Here is an 18,568-nt window from a genome sequence, read left to right as displayed (position 1 = left end):
GAGGGGATTGGAAGATTCGACTATAACATTGTATAGAGGGAAGTGATTCAATGAAAGTAGATAAAGGTACTGTCGCTATAATTTCTATTATTATTCTTGCGATCGGAATTATTGGCGGTACGTTTATTGTAAAGTTTTCTGAGGACAAGGATTCGGTAATTTCAGCAACACCAGTAGGTAACGAAATCTCGAGATCAACAGCAACTTCTGCAAACGGGAATCGTTTGATCAGTGAATACAATTCTGGAGATATAGTAGATATCGCTAAAGCGAAATTAGCACATTCAGTAGTTACGGTCGCAGATAGTTTTATGGACGCGGATGGTCATAGCTATGAAATCTATAATCAACAGGATGATACAGCAAACAGCATTGTTATTCATTTAAATAAGGAACTTTCTAAACTGAAATACTCTGTATATAATAAGGCGATTGTAACGGGCAGTGGTTCAGAAGGTACAAGCATTATAAGTGAATCCACGAAAGACGGAGAGCCGATTGGCAATCCGATCCTATCAACAACTGTGCCAGTAGATGAAATTTACCCTAAAAATATCGCAGTGGATGTAACAGGTTTAGATTATGTAGTAATAGTTGATTTAAAGCAAAATCTACAAGCATATAATTTTAATGCGATTGCCAAGTGATGTTTAAGTAGTTCAGGAAGCCAATAACTCCAGCTAATACCATATTCACACTTCGGGGCATTCGCCCCTCGGTCCGGACCGATGTGGAAGAGACGAGGGTGAATTCAACCGGACACATCCATCTCCCTAAGATAAGAGCTATCTAAGGGGGATGGACGTCGTGAATACAAGCACGTTAGCCGAAAGAAGTTCTTACATGTTTAGGAGGAGTCTATATGATATTAGAAAAAGTTATAAATAGAATTGTAATACAAAGTGAATATAAGGATTTTGTTGATAAGTATATAGATAATATACTTACCGAATTTAAAGGTAAGATTCATAGCATTTATATGTGTGGCTCGATTCCAAAAGGAACTGCTAAACCTTTTAAGTCAGATGCAGACTTTACTATTGTATGTGTAAATCCCAAAGATATTGATTACGAAAGATTGTCAAATATTAAAGACAGGCTTTTGGAAGAATATCCAGTAGTAACTAAGATTGATACGATAATTTGCTCGATTGACGATGTATTAAGTAAACCGAATGAGTGGGGTTTTTGGGTTAAGATAATTTGTGTTTGCATATATGGTCATGACGTTGGTGAAAAAGTACCACCGATAATTATTTCTCCAGAGTTCATTTTAGACTTAAATACAGAGACCAAGCAGGAAGTAGATCGTATACATAGTTTACTTTCTAATGCTAGTGATAACACAATGAAAACTAGATATATTAAAGGTTATTCTAAGAGATTAATTCGTGCATTATACTCTTTGGTTTTAGAAGATACAGGTGTATGGCAAGATGACATTATTAAGATGAAAAATTCCATATTAAACCAATGCGAGATTGACTCCGCTTTAGTTGATTATCTGTATGCTTGTTACTTGGATAGTAATGTACTTGTTGAAGAGTTTCTGGGAATTGCAGATGAAGTATATAGCTTTTTTGAGAACGCCTTAAATACAATGGCTGCTTCCAGAACTTCCTTAGGCTAACACCATATTGACGCTCCGGGTCACTCTGAGAAGCGAGTGACCACATCCAGCCCCCTAAGCCCGTCGAGACGTCACTGCATTAGGTGTTCGGCAAGCCTCACAACTATAAGCATCGTCTAACATAGCATTCCTGTGTCGTCGCTGACGCTCCTAAGTCGCCAAGATGGATCTCAAGGAAGTGGATGCAGGCGACACATCCAACCGACTAAGTGGCAGAGCCACCCGGACCTACGGTCCTTAAGCCGCTTGAACGTCAGGAATGCCGAACGTTATATGAAACCGCCGAATACAAATTGGAGAGATATCAAGAATCATGAATATATTTGCAGGGGAGTGGAAGTGCAATTGAAATGGGACGGACATACTCATACCCAATATTGTTACCATGGGAGTAGTGAACGACAAGAAATGTATATAGATCGGGCGATAGATTTGGGATTTGAAAGATATACACTTAGCGAGCATTCACCATTGCCTATAGGATTGATTGAAGACACTGATTTATTTAAGAGACTAGCTATGCCAATTGAAGAATTACCATTATATATCCAGTATGCGAAGAAGATGAAGTTATTATATGCAAACAAGTTGGATATTACTGTTGGTCTCGAACTGGATTATTTGCCCGCTCACTTGTCATTTACTGAGCGTATCGTAAATGACTGGTATGGAGACTTGGAGGATGTTATTTATTCAGTACACTATTTACCAGGTGTTGGAGGTATTCATTGTGTAGATCATACAGTAGAAAATTTTAGAGAAGATATCTTGGCTTTTTACGGTTCAATGGAGAATGTTGTGAACGAATACTATGATCACATGGAAGCAGCCATTACTTGGGTAGCTCAACTTCCTATTAGAAAACGAATTGGACATATTAATTTAATAGAGAAATTTTCTCATCAATTGCCTCCAATTGATGAGAAACAGGTTAAAAATCGCCTTGAAAGAATTATTCCACTTTTGATTAAATCAAATGTAGGAATTGATGTGAACACAGCAGGGCTTCGAGTCAAATCATGTGGAAAGCCCTATGTTCCTGAATGGTTTTTAGCTGAATGTATGAAACAAGGAATTGAATGTGTCTATGGCTCAGATGCTCATAAACCTGAGCACGTAGGTACAGGCTGGGATTGGTTTGCGAAACATATTTAATATTTTATTGCAAACTTTTTTATATGCAAGTTAATTGATAGATTAGAGTAGAGCATTGAGGGATTATTCTAAGAAGCGTCGGCATCATATAACAATGTTTTTCAGCATCGTCGCTACCGCTCCTTGGTCGCCAAGAGGGATTTTCGAAGAAGTGGAATCAGGCGACACATCCAACCGGCTAAGTGGCAAAGCCACCCGGACCTTTGGTCCTTAAGCCGTTTTGACTTCAGAAATACGCAACGTTATATGAAAGGGACGTAATAACTATATTGAGAGGTGTATTATGGCTGAAAAAATTATTTTCCCCGATCCATCAACACACCCTGATTGGGTTACTCCACATAGTTCTGAATGGTATTCATTATTAAATGACTCCTTAGGAGAATATAGATATCCATGGAAGTCTATATTTAAAGAACCAACCGCAGAGAGAGTTCTCGCTAAAAAGATAAGTACATTTGTTTCTGAAAAATCCAAAATATTAGACGTTGGTTGTGGACATGGAGAATTCACAATACAGTGGGCTGAAAAAGTAAAAGAAGCAATTGGTATTGATAATAGGGATAACTTTATTAAAAAAGCTAAATCCTTTGAAAAGGATATAACTACTAACATTAGATTTTTAGTAATTAACGCTGATGAAAAATTACCATTTGAAGATAATTATTTTGATTTAATTTACACTAAAAAAGGTCCATGGCTATATCATGAAGCATCTCGTATCCTAAAGCCAGGAGGGATCATTATTGGATTATATCATAGTGGAACGGATGGAGGTTTAAGAAGTTATTTTCCTGGCTTATTTAATCCTTTGAACGAGGATCCATATAATCTTGAGCAAATAGAAGCAAAACATCAATTTAAGAAAAGTATTGGAATAACTGACTTTAAGATAGAAGTAATAGAAGAAATTGAATACTTAGAAACTGCAGAAGATATATTAATTAAAAAATGTTATGGACAGAAAGAATCAGTAAAAAACTTTGTGTGGAAGCAATGTCTAAAAGATGTAGAAATAATATTTAATAAATATTCTACAGATAAGGGGTTAAAAGTCATTAACTATCATCATATCGTGATTGCTACGAAATCTTGATAAATTTGTAAAAGTAATTCTTGAAGACATCCCCATCATATAATACTTTGGATTGGTTGCGCAGTTGCCCGAGAAAAGGACCTTCATAAGCACTGCATGAAGGGATTCAAAATCGTGATCATATGAGCAGCAAAGTGATGTGGCAATTGCGCAAATCCATGTTGAACGATGCCGCGAATATTTGCTAGCCTATGGGTTTTGTTATTTACTTCCTTCTCTTAATGTAGCACAATATAAGAGACTTCACTTTCAAACTTCTAAGGTCAGCCCGTTCATTCACGGATGAAAACATACCTCCCTCCTCCCCAGATCAGGCATCGTAGTGAAAAGTATGCTATTCATCGCGCTTACCCACCGCCAGGAGTCAACGTCAGTATTTGACACCAAGTTCCTCCACAGGAGGGGCAAAGCGAAATATCCACACCGGTTAATTTGAAGTAGTTGATCGCCACATCCATGTGGCTTGAAGCAAAAAATATTAAAAGGGGATTAACCATGAAAAGTTTAACGTTTTGGAGTAGTGATATTGATGATGAAACTTTATTAAATGAGGTTATGGCAGGTTTGAAAACAGCTACTTGCACACCAATAATATGGTACTATAACAATCCAGAAGAAGAGTCGACTGAAGTTGGTGACTATGTAGCTGTATTTAATAATCATGGAATTCATAGATGTACAATACAGATAACTGAAAACTATGAAGTCCCTTATGGAATGATTGATATTAGGGTTGCTAAGGGAGAGAATTATACCTCACTTGAAGAATTCATTGATGATCATAATAAAAGTTGGAAATATGATTTTTTAAATGCGGGAATGGCATTAACAGAGGATACTGTAATCGTGGTAGAGCATTTTAAACTAATTGAAGTAATATAAACCCTTGAATGAAACCTAAAAAAACGACAAGAGTTTGTTTATTTGAATATGGTCGATGTCCTGTCTTAATTCGAAGAAGCGAGCGATTCATCATATAACAAAATATTATTGCTGGGGGCCATCCGGCCCTTGATCTACCAAAAGTATCTTCGAGGAAGTGAATCAGGTAGACACATCAATTCCCCTAAGATAAGAGCTATCTAAGGGGAATCGACGTCACTAATACGCAACGTTATACAACATAAAGGCTCGGAATCCAGAACCCAAGAAACTTCGCAAATCGGAGATTCACAAAATTTCTTGGCCGGCATGCCAAAGGCAGCCGCCATTTTGTTAGATGATATAGAATCATAAAAAAGAGAAAATAAAAATACAAAAATGAAAAGAAAAAAGCAAGAACTCTATAAATAAGGGACAGGGGGAGAAAATTCATTTTTGTATCGAGTCCCTTATATATAGAGTAAACGAACTAGGAAGGCGAACGCAAGTTCAGTATTTGGGCATTTACAATGACAAATAGGTGTTTTCATTCGACATTTACATATTTTAGGTTTTCTCATAGAATTAGAAATAAATCTAAAAACAAAAGGAATAACAAAAGAGATGTTAAAAATAGAGATAAACCGAGAAGACTATTGGAACTTTAACAAATTTGTGTTACTTCAACGGTATAAAGTAACCGTTTATTCGTTTATTGTAGGATTGCCTATTATGATGGTACTAATTTTCCTTGGGATGAAACTACCTTTTTGGTACAGTGTAAGTGTGGGAATTATTGGTGGAGTATTCATTAATTATTTTGCATATAAACGCATTAAACAAAGAATTAAGAAATTATTGGAAGACAACAAAGGAATATTAGGAGTACATGAAATAGAGATAACAAATGAGGAATTAAAATGGAGAAATTCAGTAACAGAAGGAAGTACGAAATGGGAAGGGATTAATAGCATTGAAGAAGATAAAGATTATTTCTATATTTTTATAGATAAGATCATGGCACATATCATACCTAAGAGAACATTTACAACACAAGTCGATATGAATCGTTTTTTTGATCAAATTAAAACATGTCTTAAGACAAATAAATGATGTGTCAGCTATTCGAAGAAGGCCCCAACGACATATAACATTGCATTATCACAGCAGTCGCTACGGTCCTTATACCGTTTGGACGTCGGTAATGCGCATACGTTATCGGAAATAACATGAGTATAATATATAAATTAGGGCGGAGAACTTCAAATGAAATTTGATATAATACAAGCAAACAAAGAACACAAGGAAGTGTTAGCTAATTTAATGCAGTTTTATATTTATGATTTTTCCGAATTTATAAAATGCGATGTAGAAGAAGACGGACTATATGGAGCGTATCCATTAGAAGATTACTGGAAAGAAGAGAATCATAGATTTGCGTATATAATTAAACAAGATGATAAGTATGTAGGATTTGTATTGGTAAGGTTAATTGAAACAGTTGAACGTGATTACTATTCAATTGCTGAATTTTTTATATTAAAGAAATATAGACGAGAAGGAATTGGGAAAGCTGTAGCTGCTCGTATTTTTAATTTACATAAAGGACAATGGGAAGTCTATCAGATCGAAGGAAACAAATCGGCCCAGATATTTTGGAACAAAGCCATTGATGAATATACAAAAGGGCAATTTAAAGAGCGGATAGAGAATGGTAGAAGAATACAAGATTTTGTTAGTTGATTCAAGGGGTCATGTTACATCCGATAACATTGCATTACCACAGCGGTCACTACGCTCCCTTGGTCACCAGAGGGGAATTTCGATGAAGTTAATTCAGGTGACACATCCAACCGGCTAAGTGGCAGAGCCACCCGGACCTACGGTCCTTAAGCCGCTTGAACGTCAGGAATGCGCGAACGTTATCAGAAATTACCGAGAAAAATAATTAAAAGAAAGGACAAACAAAAAATGATCTATAGAAGAAAAACATATTTAGTTGAACCATCGTTCACTGAAGAGTTTAATCAATTATTTAATGAGATATTATTACCGTCTCAGTTGAAGTATGGCGCTAGATTAATTGGGCGATGGATGATCGAGAAGGATGAGAATAATACTGAGATATTTGCTATGTGGGAATATGACAGTTATGAAGATTATCAAATGATAGAAAGTCAAATAAAATCAGATAAAGAACATGTAATAAAGGTGCAAAATCGTTTTGATCGAATTGGTAGAGATCGATTGAAACAGGTACTTAAGGAAGACATTAAACAGGAGTTTGTAAAAAGCACAGTACCAAGAGAAAAAACAATATTGGATTAATTTATTATTTGATTATTCTACGAATTCGGTAACATCCGATAACATCGTATCTATGCTGCGGGCTTTGCCCTTGGTTCGCTAGAAGAGGTAAGCTAGGATGTGAAACCCTGCGAGGCTAAGTCCGATGGACCCGGTCGCATTCGCTCCCTTAAGCCTCTCGGGTTCGTAGATACCCAAACGTTATCGGAAATTACTGTACTGATAGAAAGGAATAAGAAATGAACACAAAACAATTATTAGAATGGTCCGATAAATATACCATCCAGGAAAGGACGATTTTAGGATTTTGGAATTATCTAGATAATTGGAAGAAAGAAGACAAATCGGAATTTTACGACACATTTAGAGGGAAGCTTGACCCAAGATCAATACGAGTAGAGATATATTCAATTCAATTAACACATATCTGATTTTCCTCTTGCGGGGACAGGTCAGAAAAAGTCACTTCGCGTATCTGCTGACGCTTCGTGTCCTTGTGGGCGTTGATAGGTTCATTCATGCTATTCACCTCCTTTCGCAACCGCGAAAACGGGTGATTTCCCCTTTCACAAACCCTCAACAAACAGAATTTGAAAACTGCCAAAGATTGAAGTGCATTTTTGAAAAAAAGTTTGAAAAGAACGCAAAAATGCCCGACTGAAAAAATCCAGTCGGGCATAGAGAATATATTTCCTATGGTATAGTACGTGTAGATGCATTGGGGGCAGGATATACCGCTATAAAATGCAGACTTTTTAAATAGTTTATCTAACGGCGGTGATACATAACAAATAATGGACATAGTGATATCTCCTCGGATGCCGCCGTGTCCTAAAAAAGGGCGCACTTAATACGCCCGCCGCGCTATGCGGTTAATATGGATAGATCTTAAATTAATAGGTCATTCAAACAAATAATTTTACTACCTTTACTTTCATAATAACGTAGCATTTCGTCAATTTTCCTTTTATCATAACTAGTAACGCAATCTGATAGGACATTAACGCCATAATTTGCTTTGCGTAAGTTGTAACAGGTTGATTTAACACAAGCAACAGCATCTGCTCCTGCTATGTAGAAATCACATATTTCATTTTTACTAATAAAGTCTGTAAATTCTTCACAGCTTAATGCGTTTCCTTTGTATTTTGTAAAAACATTTTTTGATACTATTTTCAAGTCTGAAGCTAATTCAGACCCATATGTACTGGGTTTAAGAGTCCTCGTGCCGGCTGATAAATTTTCATGCCTTATATAAATAACATGAATATTATTATTGACTGCCCAATCAATAGCTTTATTGATATTGCCAATAACATCCTTGTAATTCTTTGTTATGTCATTTTGAATATCGATTATTACTAAGGCTTTTTTCTGCATAGTGTTTCCTCCTGATAGGTAGATTGATTTGTTTACTTTTTAATTATACCTTGTAATTGTTGACAACAGTATGGCAACAATCTAATGATAACAAGAAATTGTGGAAGGCGGCTATCCAGATGAAAGTTGACAGGCTTATTAGCATTATTATGATACTCCTTGATAAAAAGCGTATAGGCGCACAGGAGTTAGCAGATATGTTTGAAGTTTCACCCCGCACAATCTACCGCGACATAGACACTATCAACATGGCGGGTATTCCTGTTCGCTCAACATCGGGAGTGGGCGGCGGCTTTGAAATCATGCAGAAATACAAGATTGATAGAAAGGTTTTTTCGACTGCCGACCTTTCCGCTATCTTGATGGGGCTATCCAGTCTTTCCAACATGATACGAGGTGATGAACTGGTAAACGCCCTTGCGAAAGTCAAGAGTTTTATCCCCGCCGACAGAGCGAAAGACATTGAATTAAAAGCAAATCAAATATATATAGATTTAAGTCCGTGGATGAGTAACAAGAACATACAACCATATTTAGAAATTATCAAAACAGCTTTACAGGAAAGCAAGCTACTTTCGTTTGAATATGCAGACCGCTACGGAAATAAAACCGCACGAACAGCCGAGGCATATCAGCTTGTATTGAAAAGTAGTCATTGGTATTGGCAAGGGTATTGCCATAAAAGAAATGATTTTCGCTTATTTAAACTATCCCGCACATCAAACCTACAAATACAAGAGGAATTTTTTACGCCACGAGATTATCAAAAACCGCAGTTAGATTTTACTGATATTTTGGCAACTATGCAAACAAGAATCAAAATTCGTATTCATAAATCTGTCATGGACAGGGTACTTGATTATTGCACTTATGAACACTTTTCGCCAGATGGTGATGAGCATTGCATTGTTAGTTTTCCTTTCATAGAGAACGAATACTACTACAATATTCTTTTCAGTTTTGGGGATAAATGCGAGTGTTTAGAGCCGTTACATATCCGCACAGAAATGAAGCGTAGAATACATGATATAGCTACCATATACGAAAGTTAATACATGGAGTAAGACGAAAAAGACAAACGAGTTGCCTTGCCCTTTTTATTCCGTTCTAACTATCAAGCCTATCAATGGACGGGTAGTTAAGGATTTACTTTTTTGGTGAATCGATTGGCATATATAGAATGGTATTTGATTTAGAAGGGAAAGTAGAGGGAGTGAATATACAAATATTATCAAAATTAATTGATACTAAGGAAGAAATAATCAAGCCATTTTTTGAGGGGGAAATCAAAGAAGACAGTAACTTCCGATAACACTTTGGATTGGTTGCGCAGTTGCCCGAGAAAAGGACCTTCATAAGCACTGCATGAAGGTCTTCAAAATCGTGATCATATGAGCAGCAAAGTGATGTGGCAATTGCGCAAATCCATGTTGAACGATGCCGCGAATATTTGCTAGCCTATGGGGTTTGTTATTTACTTCCTTCTCTTAATGTAGCACAATATAAGAGACTTCACTTTCAAATATCTAAGGTCAGCCCGTTCATTTACGGATGATAACATACCTCCCCCCTCCCCAGATCAGGCATCGTAGTGAAAAGGTTGCTATTCATCGCGCTTACCCACCGCCAGGAGTCAACGTCAGTATTTGACACCAAGTTCCTCCACAGGATGGACAAAGCGAAATATCCACACCGGTTAATTTGAAAATGAGTTCCATCGCCATCAGCCGATTGTTATAAATCGCCGTTTTGTGTGTATATCGATTTAAATATTTGACGACGTGAAAGGAATTATTGAAAGGTTTTTTGCAATAGACGACCCAATCCGGTTCATAGAGTGCATCTATTAGCTCGAGAAAAGAGGATTCCTCTGCATACGCCTTTTTCAAAATATAAGGGAGTATAAGTTTCACTAGATACTCTAATCCTTATATTTCCGATGGAAAGTACATAGATGAATACTATATGGGAAAGACATTTGAATGATTGCAACCCAGGAAATAGCGGGTATACTTGGTTCTGGTAAATTAACACTTAGCAAATTCTTATAAAAAGGGTGAAATATATATGTTTACTAACTGTCTTCAAATTTTTCCAAGCTCTGATATGAATAAGACTGCAGAATTTTATGAACTTATTGGCTTCAGAGCAGTAAGTTATCTTGATTCTTTGGAACCACATATTTGTCTGTACAGGGATCGAATAGAGATCGTTGTAATAAAATCAAATCAAGAATATATAGTACCTAATCGAGAAATACATGGATATGGATATGATGCATATTTAATAACAGATAACCAAGAGGAAATGGAGAAAGGTTTTAGTGAATTAGGAGTTAGGATTGTACGACCTCTATCAACGACAGATTACAACAATAAAGAATTTGTTTTTGAAGATATAGATAGAAGATGGATTGCGGTAGGTAAGAAACAGTGAACGAATAGAAACATTAAGGACGAGTGATAGAAATTTAAACCCCTACAATGTGAAACGTTATAGGGAATCAGCATAAATCGTAATAACCATATCCTAGATCGTAAGGTGGGAGATTGATGGAGAAACAGAAGTTAATAAGTGTTTTTGATAGGCAAGCAACCCAATATGATAGAAAAAGAGAAGACCCGAAACAAAAGAGTTGGCGTCAGAATCTTTTAAGTCATGCTAAGGGCGAGGTGCTTGAACTTGCAGTAGGGACAGGTGCAAATTTTCCATTCTATCCACTGGACGTAAAAATTACCGCAACTGACTTTAGTGAGGCGATGATTGAGAAAGCACAACAGGCAGCAAGACACTATTGCCTTAATGCAGATTTTATGTGTTCTGATATTGAAGAAATGAACTTTCCTGATCAATCGTTTGATACTATTGTTTCAACGTTATCATTTTGCAGTTATAAGAATCCACTAATGGTGTTGGATAAAATCAACAGGTGGTGTAGACCAGACGGGAAAATCCTGTTCATGGAGCATGGAATTAGTTCTAACTTTATGGCTTCTGCTATCCAAAAAACTCTTAACCCACTTTTATATCGTGTTTATGGATGCCACCATACAAGGGACATTCTTGGACTGATCTCAGAGTCAGGTATCAAAATCGATAAAACGGAAAGCTACTGGCTTAATATGGTTAATCTTATTTGGGCGAAACCGAGACAGTAACTCGATGAAGCAGGACACATTAGGGAGGACAAAATGTACAAATATCAGAAAACGGAGAGCCCGTTGCACGTAATGTGAACCGATTTTGTAAAAATGGACAGTTTCCAGCATTAGCCATCGGGATAGTGAAGGACAACCAAATTTTCTTTGCTGGTGAATATGGAACAGCTAATTTATCGACTGGTGATCCTGTTGTTTGTAGCACTTTGCAATCGGTTGAGCGGTACTAACATATTACTATAAGGCAGCTTTTGAACCATACTTCTGGCAAGCCAGATGAAGACGATTATGCATGGGACCGGCCCGAATACGACGAGCAAAGTCTTGAAAGATACGTAAAAAGTATCCGTCATTACAAGCTTCGAGCAGTATATGAAAAAGCATATTCTTGAACGCCAGGAATGTACATAAGTTATAAGAAATTGATGCAAATAAATATTTAGGAGGGTAATTAATGGCAGTATTCAAAGTAATACCAGACCGATCTAATTTATACGGTTCTATATCTGCCGAGTTTGATCCTATATTAATAATCAATTCGGGAGATACCGTTCAATATTCATGTTTAGACGCTGGTTGGGGTACTCCCTCAGATGAGGGGAAGAGAACAAAACCCTTTGAGAATCGAAAAGAAACAGATTGGGGTCATGCACTACTTGGGCCTATACAAATAATAGAAGCAAAAAAAGGGATGACACTTGAAGTAAGAATAAATGAAGTTATCCCTGGTCCTTATGGATTTACATCTGCTGGTCAATATCCGAACTGGCAGAATCAGAAACTGGGTTTAACCGAAGAAAAGGAAATTAATCTTCAATGGGAATTGAACAATAGAAGCATGATCGGAAACACAGAAATAAATGGTCGAACATTTTCAGTGGCTTTGAAGCCTTTTATGGGAATATATGCAATGCCGCCAGAAGAGAAGGGGGTTCATATTACATGGCCACCTCGATTTTGTGGTGGTAATATTGACTGCAAGGAATTAACAAAAGGAAGTGTTTTATATCTCCCAATTCCAGTAGATGGTGCATATTTTTTTGTTGGAGATGGTCATGCTGCACAAGGCGACGGGGAAATCAGTTGTCAAGCGATCGAATGTTCAATGGAATCCGTAGAACTAACTTTTACAGTCAATAAAGACATGAAACTTGAGTTGCCGATTGCCAATACTCCTAGTGGGTGGATTAGTTTTGGATTTCATGAAGATTTGAATGAAGCAACTGTTCAAGCAATGGACGGGATGTTAAACCTAATGGGTAATCTTTTTGATTTAAATAGGGTTGAGGCTATTGCATTAGGAAGTGCGGTAGTTGATTTAAGAATTACTCAAGTAGTTAATGGAGTCAAAGGGGTTCATGCTGTACTTCCGCATGGGGCATTAAGATGATTAATAATTATTTGGTATAATCAGAGAAGGTACTCGGCAATTGCGCAAATCCATTTTCCAAATTCTAAGGTCAGCGTATTCATTTATGGATTAATACATACCTCCCCCCTCCCACATTAGGCATCGCAGAAAAAAAGTATGCTATTCATCGCGCTTACCCACCGCCAGGAGTCAACGTCAGTATTTGACCCCAAGTCCCTCCACAGGAGGGGCAAAGCGAAATATCCACACCGGTTAATTTGAAAATGAGTTCCTTTTCCATCATCTTTGTAGTCTCGGAAATGGAAGGTTACGGTCTGGTCGTCCATCGCCATCAATCTGTTGTTGTAAATCGCCGTCTTGTGCGTATATCGACTTAAATATTTGACGACGTGGAAAGAACTCTTGAAAGGTTTTTTGCAATAGACGACCCAATCGGGTTCATAGAGTGCATCTATTAGCGCGAGAAAAGAGGATTCCTCTGCGTAGGGCAGAGAGGATCCAGTAAATATCAGGGAGTATAAGTTTCACTAGATACTCTAATCCTTATATTTCCGCTGAAACGTGCGTCGTCCTTGAAAAAAGGGACGGCGAAACCGTTTCTACTTGAGAAACTTTGTCCCCATGTATGCAACACCAAAGTTACTCCGATTTGCGCACCTAGAAACTTAGGATCCAAGGCCAGCTTGGAAAGCGTTTGGGAAGCAGCTTTAAAAAGAATACTGTTCATCAGCTTGGGGTTTGCTAGAAATAAGGGATTCAATGTGTGAGGAACCGTGAAAACGGTGTGAAAATAAGGAACAGGTAGGAGTTCAGAAGTCCTATCAAGAACCCATTGCTCTTTTTTTAAATTGCCACATTGGGGACAATTGCGATTGCGACAGAAATTGTAGGACACTTTCAAATCTTCGCAAGAATTACATTGGTCAACATAACCGCCTAACGCTGCAGTACGACATGTTTGGATAGCATGAGTTGCCTCGATGCCTGGATGGGATGCAAGAAAAGGTTCAGCGAAGCATACAATGAGTCTTTAAAAACAGACTGAATAGTTCGTACCGAAATGGGCTTCGTATCCGGGAAACCTGGAAAGAGCCAAAGCTCAGGGCGATAGGCCTTCCAGTATTGACGAAGTAGCAGAAGATTATGGTCGGATAGAATGGAATAACGATCTTTACCCCATTTGGCTTGGCGAACTAAGAGTCGCATCGAGGATGTGGCATACTTCCTGAAAGGTCAGTATCGTGGGAAGAAAAGCACGAACTTCATCTTATCCAACGGATACAGGCGACTTACCACAAAACGAATAGAAGCGTTTCATGTGCGCTAAATGATTAACAATACAATGTATTGTAATTCGTTTATTAAAAGAATCTAGATATTTAAATTTAATAGTTTTGAATTTTAGTTTGTTGAACACAAAATTTTGAATTTATATATGGAGATGATAACTATGGAACAATATCATTGGAATAATAAGGTCGAATATTTGAAGTCGTCTAGAAAATCATTGTGGAATGATGACTACTTAGAATTTTTAGTCGAAAAAGTATGGGAAATAAATAAGCCAGTAAATATAGTGGATTTTGGGTGTGGAATTGGCTTTTTAGGTGCTATGTTATTACCGATTCTTCCAAAGGGAAGTACATATACAGGTATTGATAAGGGATCAAAGTTAATTGAGGAAGCAAAATCAATATTTTCTGATTCTGAGTATCAGACCTTTTTTATTGAAGCAGACTTAAATCATTATGTACCTGAAGAAAAGTATGATATCGCTATTTGTCAATGTGTGCTACAACATATACCAAATGAAATTAATATTTTAGATAAAATGAAAGCATCAGTAATCCCAAACGGTAAGGTTATTTGCATTGAACTGAGCAGAGATATTGATAGTGCTGGGTTATATTTTGACGGTCTAGATTACAATAAACTAAATGTTTTAGGTGTTGTGCAGAAGTTGAGACGACAAGATCTTGAAAGAAGTGGTAAGGACTTTTCTGTTGGGATTAAGTTACCACACTATATGCAAAAAATTGGACTTAAAGATATCGGTGTGAGGGTGAATGATTATGTTAATTTTGTTAATCCTTTAGGGAACCAGGTAGAACATCAAGTGAATTTGGAGTCTTTTTTATCAGCCTATGATACGGTGATGGGAATAAATGAAGAGAACAGAGATTCTATTGTACAAGCTTTAATCAATCGTGGACTTACTGAACAAGAGGCGATCTGTGCCTTTGAGTGCGAACTTCAAATTTCCAAATACATGAAAATCAATAAAGAGAATACATTCGTTGTAGATGCAAGTTGTATGTTGATTTCATATGGTACAAAAAGTTAATTATTTAAAGTAGAGAAACTCATAGTGAAAAATTAAATTTTGAATATTTCTAATCAGGGATATGTAGAACTCTTAGATTAAGAGATAGTTTTAGAAAAATCATAATAGAGAAGAATATGTGTGGGTATATTCAACAGGGCATCCGATAACAAAAGATTCAAGCTATCTAGGGGATATCAATGCAAAAACACATTTGAACTAACTGGCAGTAAACTGCAATATAAAAAGCAAAGGATGAAGCCTAGTGACTCAGGAAGAAGTGTTAAAAGGTGGTAATGTTAATCACATTGTCCGCATGGCGAATACTGTTCGCCGCCCCACAGGTTATTGGAGTCCATGTGTTCATGAACTACTCAAACATTTGGAGAAAGAAGGCTTTGAGGGAGCACCAAGATTTCTTGGAATCGATGACTCTGATCGCGAAATATTGACATTTATTTCTGGAGAAGTGCCAGGAAATGATTACCCTGAACTTGAACCGTACATGTGGTCGGACGAGACGCTTGTGGGTTTGGCACGCCTTTTGCGCCGTTTTCATGATGTGACTAAAGAGTTCACTCTCGTGACGGAGGGCAGATGGCAGCTTAGCTACGCCGACGATACCAAGCACGAAGTGATCTGTCATAATGACGCTGCGTTGTATAATGTGGTCTTTCAAAAGGGGGCACCTGTAGCGTTGATTGATTTTGACATGGCAGGACCTGGTCCGCGTATGTGGGATATTGCGTACTCCCTTTACACATCGGTTCCGCTTTCGAGTTTCGCACCTGACTATTCTTCAGGATCTACGGTAGCATACCAATCAGATTTACATGCCGTAGAGCGCCGTCGGCGAATTCATTTGTTTTTTGAATCGTATGGAATTCCCGTTTCTAATGATCTGCGACAGTGGATTATTCAACGGTTGACTGCACTGTGTGATACGTTGAGTAATGGTGCTGCCGACGGAAATCCTGCCTTTCAAAAAATGGTTGATGAGGGACACTTGGTGCACTATGAGCGCGAGATTCGATTTGTAACAGATTATTTCGAAGATTGGATATAGAATTGAATATTACTCTATTGAGTACGATAGTTGATTCGAAGCAAACATTGACATCCGATAACACGATATTCACACTGCGGGGCATTCGCCCCTTGATCTACCCGAGGTGTTTTCGAAGATGAATAATCAGGCAGATATATCAATTCCCCTAAGATAAGAGCTATCTAAGGGGAATTGACGTCGTGAATACGACAACGTTAGCTGAAAGAAAAAGGCCAATATAATGCAACAAAACCAAAGTCTTTGAAAGGAAGAGGGGGATTCTGGGTTCAGGTTGGAGATAAAGAACTTCATATTGGGACGGAAGATTTTGATCGAAATAATACCAAAGCACATATCGCATACGAAGTAAGCGACTTATGTGAAATGGAAAAACTATTAAATGATATTGGGATCCAAAGATTAGAATCCATAGCAATACCAGGTTATGAAAGATTTGAATTCAGAGATCCATTTGGAAATCGAGTGGAATTCATTAAGCATGTGGTAGATCAAGGTTCCATCATCTAACATTACATTTCTACGAAGTCGCTGGCGCTCCTTAGTCACCGAGAGGGATATCGGAGAGGCATATTCAGGCGACACATTCAACCGGCTAAGTCTGACGACCCGTTCCTTGAGGTCACTTAAGCCGCTTGAACGTCAGGAATGCCAAACGTTATATGAAATCAATGAAAAAAATCAAAACCAATAAGGAGAAAATGATGCTTAATCCTACTATAGAAGCGATAAATAGACTATTTTATTCTCAAAAGATTAATGATGAAATTGTGGATATTGAAAGAATGAAAGGAACGACAGATGGTCTTATTTTTAGATTGGAATCTTATAAAAACAAAAAGTATATTTTAAAATATGATTCCCCTAACAATATTCAATTAGTTGAACAGTTATTGAATACTTACAATGAAAGTTTACTACCTAAAATTCTATATGTTCATTCTGATAAATCATATTATATTTATTCTTATATTGATGGGAGAACACACTTTGATCGTGGTAAGAAAAAAGAATGGTTAACCGTCCTTATCCAGGGATTATTTAATAAATATATTAAATATCAAGCCTCGAACAACTGGGGGAGGATAGAATATCCTTGTGACTCTTGGAAAGAATTTAATGATATAAGTATTGAGGAAGCAAAAGATAATATAAGAAATAATCTAGCTGAGGAAGATTACTTATTTGTAAAATCACTCAGTAATACATTATTTGAGAAAGATAAAGAACAAGATAATAGATTTTTATTACATGGTGATACTGGCGTCCATAATTTTGTATATAATCAATCGAAATTGGTTGGTGTTATTGATCCCTCTCCGATGGTAGGGCCGTTAATTTATGATTTTATATATGCTTTTTGTTCATCACCCGATGATCTTAATGTGGAAACTTTATACACTGCATATGATCAACTTGAACAAGGATTGATTGACAGAAAAAGATTAATAGATGAAGTAACCATTCAACTCTATTGTCGTATAGGTCTGAGTGTAAAGCACCATCCAGATGATTTAACTGAGTACTTAAAAGCATGGAAACAGTGGAAAGAACTTAGTTAGTAATTCGAAGAGGTCATTTGCATCATCAACACAGCATTCCTACTGCGGGCATTCGTCCTTGATCGCTAAGAAGGATTCCCACGAAGTATATCCAAGCGATACATTCAACCAGCTAAGTCTGACGACCCGAACCTACGGTCCTTAAGGTGTTTGGACGCCGGTAATACCGAAACGTTATCTGAAACAACATGAATCATAATTAAAACCATGAATCATTCCGATTGGAGTCTAATATCAATGACTGAGAGAAAACCAATATTCTTAATTACAGGTGCAAGCGGATCAGGAAAAACTACTATTATCCCCGAACTTCTTAAACAGTGTGCTGAATACATAATACTGGATTTGGACGCAATATATGGTCCAATAAATGAATGGACGTTAATTAAAAATGTTTGGATTCATCTTGCCAAACAAATAAGCTTGAATGGTCGGACTACAATTTTATCATTTTCCGAAAGAAGACTTCCACCTCAATGAATGTGAAGGGCGAAGCTCAATGAGTAGGTGGGAGATGAATTTCGGTTGGCGATAGCCAAATACTTCCTTTGTATGATATAATAGAACAAACGTTCTCGATATGATGGAGGTATGACTCATGTTAGTACATAAAGCATACAAATTTCGTATCTATCCAAACAGAAAACAAGCAGAACTC

General features: G+C 37.2%; 20 protein-coding genes and 2 pseudogenes. 18 read left to right on the top strand and 4 right to left on the bottom strand.

The features are described from left to right. The first annotated feature begins 50 nt into the window (after positions 1 to 50). The 8 genes from AC1TO9_RS04085 to AC1TO9_RS04050 all read left to right on the top strand — a co-directional run bounded on the left by AC1TO9_RS04085 (position 51) and on the right by AC1TO9_RS04050 (position 7,070). Positions 51 to 647, top strand: coding sequence for a hypothetical protein (locus tag AC1TO9_RS04085; RefSeq protein WP_482058431.1), 597 nt, complete (start codon positions 51 to 53; stop codon positions 645 to 647). Positions 648 to 862: 215 nt separating this feature from the next. Next, complete coding sequence (locus AC1TO9_RS04080) at positions 863 to 1,630, top strand: nucleotidyltransferase domain-containing protein (protein WP_482058430.1); 768 nt, start codon at positions 863 to 865, stop codon at positions 1,628 to 1,630. A 339-nt stretch (positions 1,631 to 1,969) separates the two neighbouring features. Beyond that, positions 1,970 to 2,785 carry a histidinol-phosphatase HisJ gene (gene hisJ, locus AC1TO9_RS04075; RefSeq protein ID WP_482058429.1) on the top strand — a complete coding sequence of 272 codons (816 nt, stop codon included), beginning with the start codon at positions 1,970 to 1,972 and terminating at the stop codon, positions 2,783 to 2,785. Positions 2,786 to 3,068: 283 nt separating this feature from the next. Further along, on the top strand, positions 3,069 to 3,881 hold the full coding sequence (locus tag AC1TO9_RS04070) for a class I SAM-dependent methyltransferase (protein WP_482058428.1): 813 nt from the start codon (positions 3,069 to 3,071) through the stop codon (positions 3,879 to 3,881). A gap of 456 nt (positions 3,882 to 4,337) precedes the next feature. After that, positions 4,338 to 4,763 (top strand): ASCH domain-containing protein, encoded by a 426-nt coding sequence (locus AC1TO9_RS04065; protein WP_482058427.1) that lies wholly within the window; start codon positions 4,338 to 4,340, stop codon positions 4,761 to 4,763. Positions 4,764 to 5,474: 711 nt separating this feature from the next. Continuing rightward, entirely contained in the window at positions 5,475 to 5,855 is a 381-nt protein-coding gene (locus tag AC1TO9_RS04060; RefSeq protein ID WP_482058426.1) for a YcxB family protein, read from the top strand. Between the two features lie 153 nt (positions 5,856 to 6,008). Next, the gene (locus AC1TO9_RS04055) at positions 6,009 to 6,485 is read left to right on the top strand and encodes a GNAT family N-acetyltransferase (protein WP_482058425.1); all 477 of its coding nucleotides are present in this window, start codon (positions 6,009 to 6,011) and stop codon (positions 6,483 to 6,485) included. 168 nt (positions 6,486 to 6,653) lie between these two features. Beyond that, a complete protein-coding gene (locus tag AC1TO9_RS04050) occupies positions 6,654 to 7,070 on the top strand; it encodes an NIPSNAP family protein (RefSeq protein ID WP_482058424.1) in 417 nt (138 codons plus the stop codon). Between the two features lie 867 nt (positions 7,071 to 7,937). Here the strand turns inward: AC1TO9_RS04050 and AC1TO9_RS04045 are convergent. Further along, a complete protein-coding gene (locus tag AC1TO9_RS04045; protein WP_482058423.1) occupies positions 7,938 to 8,429 on the bottom strand; it encodes a cysteine hydrolase family protein in 492 nt (163 codons plus the stop codon). Positions 8,430 to 8,548: 119 nt separating this feature from the next. Here AC1TO9_RS04045 and AC1TO9_RS04040 point away from each other — a divergent pair, with 119 nt between their 5' ends. After that, the gene (locus AC1TO9_RS04040; protein WP_482057991.1) at positions 8,549 to 9,481 is read left to right on the top strand and encodes a helix-turn-helix transcriptional regulator; all 933 of its coding nucleotides are present in this window, start codon (positions 8,549 to 8,551) and stop codon (positions 9,479 to 9,481) included. A 564-nt stretch (positions 9,482 to 10,045) separates the two neighbouring features. Here the strand turns inward: AC1TO9_RS04040 and AC1TO9_RS04035 are convergent. Then, a pseudogene (locus tag AC1TO9_RS04035) lies at positions 10,046 to 10,306 on the bottom strand (transposase); the annotation flags it as partial. A 190-nt stretch (positions 10,307 to 10,496) separates the two neighbouring features. Between AC1TO9_RS04035 and AC1TO9_RS04030 the strand changes: the two are divergent. The 3 genes from AC1TO9_RS04030 (at position 10,497) to AC1TO9_RS04020 (ending at position 12,977) form a co-directional block, all read left to right on the top strand. Beyond that, a complete protein-coding gene (locus tag AC1TO9_RS04030) occupies positions 10,497 to 10,865 on the top strand; it encodes a VOC family protein (RefSeq protein ID WP_482057990.1) in 369 nt (122 codons plus the stop codon). A 116-nt stretch (positions 10,866 to 10,981) separates the two neighbouring features. Continuing rightward, positions 10,982 to 11,587, top strand: coding sequence for a class I SAM-dependent methyltransferase (locus tag AC1TO9_RS04025; protein WP_482058422.1), 606 nt, complete (start codon positions 10,982 to 10,984; stop codon positions 11,585 to 11,587). A 454-nt stretch (positions 11,588 to 12,041) separates the two neighbouring features. Further along, a complete protein-coding gene (locus AC1TO9_RS04020; RefSeq protein WP_482058421.1) occupies positions 12,042 to 12,977 on the top strand; it encodes an acetamidase/formamidase family protein in 936 nt (311 codons plus the stop codon). A gap of 154 nt (positions 12,978 to 13,131) precedes the next feature. On the opposite strand, the pseudogene AC1TO9_RS04015 reads toward AC1TO9_RS04020, so the two are convergent. Both AC1TO9_RS04015 and AC1TO9_RS04010 read right to left on the bottom strand, forming a co-directional pair. Continuing rightward, positions 13,132 to 13,983 (bottom strand): annotated as a pseudogene (locus tag AC1TO9_RS04015) (IS91 family transposase). Continuing rightward, positions 13,896 to 14,165 (bottom strand): site-specific integrase, encoded by a 270-nt coding sequence (locus tag AC1TO9_RS04010; RefSeq protein WP_482058420.1) that lies wholly within the window; start codon positions 14,163 to 14,165, stop codon positions 13,896 to 13,898. Before AC1TO9_RS04010 ends, AC1TO9_RS04015 begins: the two are co-directional and overlap by 88 nt. Before the next feature lie 244 nt (positions 14,166 to 14,409). Here AC1TO9_RS04010 and AC1TO9_RS04005 point away from each other — a divergent pair, with 244 nt between their 5' ends. The 6 genes from AC1TO9_RS04005 to AC1TO9_RS03980 all read left to right on the top strand — a co-directional run. Further along, positions 14,410 to 15,303 (top strand): class I SAM-dependent methyltransferase, encoded by an 894-nt coding sequence (locus tag AC1TO9_RS04005; protein WP_482058419.1) that lies wholly within the window; start codon positions 14,410 to 14,412, stop codon positions 15,301 to 15,303. 244 nt (positions 15,304 to 15,547) lie between these two features. Then, a complete protein-coding gene (locus tag AC1TO9_RS04000; RefSeq protein ID WP_482058418.1) occupies positions 15,548 to 16,348 on the top strand; it encodes a phosphotransferase in 801 nt (266 codons plus the stop codon). Positions 16,349 to 16,591: 243 nt separating this feature from the next. Continuing rightward, complete coding sequence (locus AC1TO9_RS03995; protein ID WP_482058417.1) at positions 16,592 to 16,858, top strand: VOC family protein; 267 nt, start codon at positions 16,592 to 16,594, stop codon at positions 16,856 to 16,858. 152 nt (positions 16,859 to 17,010) lie between these two features. Beyond that, positions 17,011 to 17,910, top strand: coding sequence for a protein kinase family protein (locus tag AC1TO9_RS03990; RefSeq protein WP_482058416.1), 900 nt, complete (start codon positions 17,011 to 17,013; stop codon positions 17,908 to 17,910). A 237-nt stretch (positions 17,911 to 18,147) separates the two neighbouring features. Beyond that, positions 18,148 to 18,390 carry an ATP-binding protein gene (locus AC1TO9_RS03985; RefSeq protein ID WP_482058415.1) on the top strand — a complete coding sequence of 81 codons (243 nt, stop codon included), beginning with the start codon at positions 18,148 to 18,150 and terminating at the stop codon, positions 18,388 to 18,390. A 118-nt stretch (positions 18,391 to 18,508) separates the two neighbouring features. Further along, on the top strand, positions 18,509 to 18,568 hold a 60-nt coding region (locus AC1TO9_RS03980), incomplete at its 3' end, for a helix-turn-helix domain-containing protein (RefSeq protein WP_482058814.1).

The organism is Paenibacillus sp. Y916 (assembly GCF_056786435.1).
The sequence above is the reverse complement of the archived record's forward strand: the minus strand, read 5'-3'. Positions and strand labels throughout refer to the sequence as shown.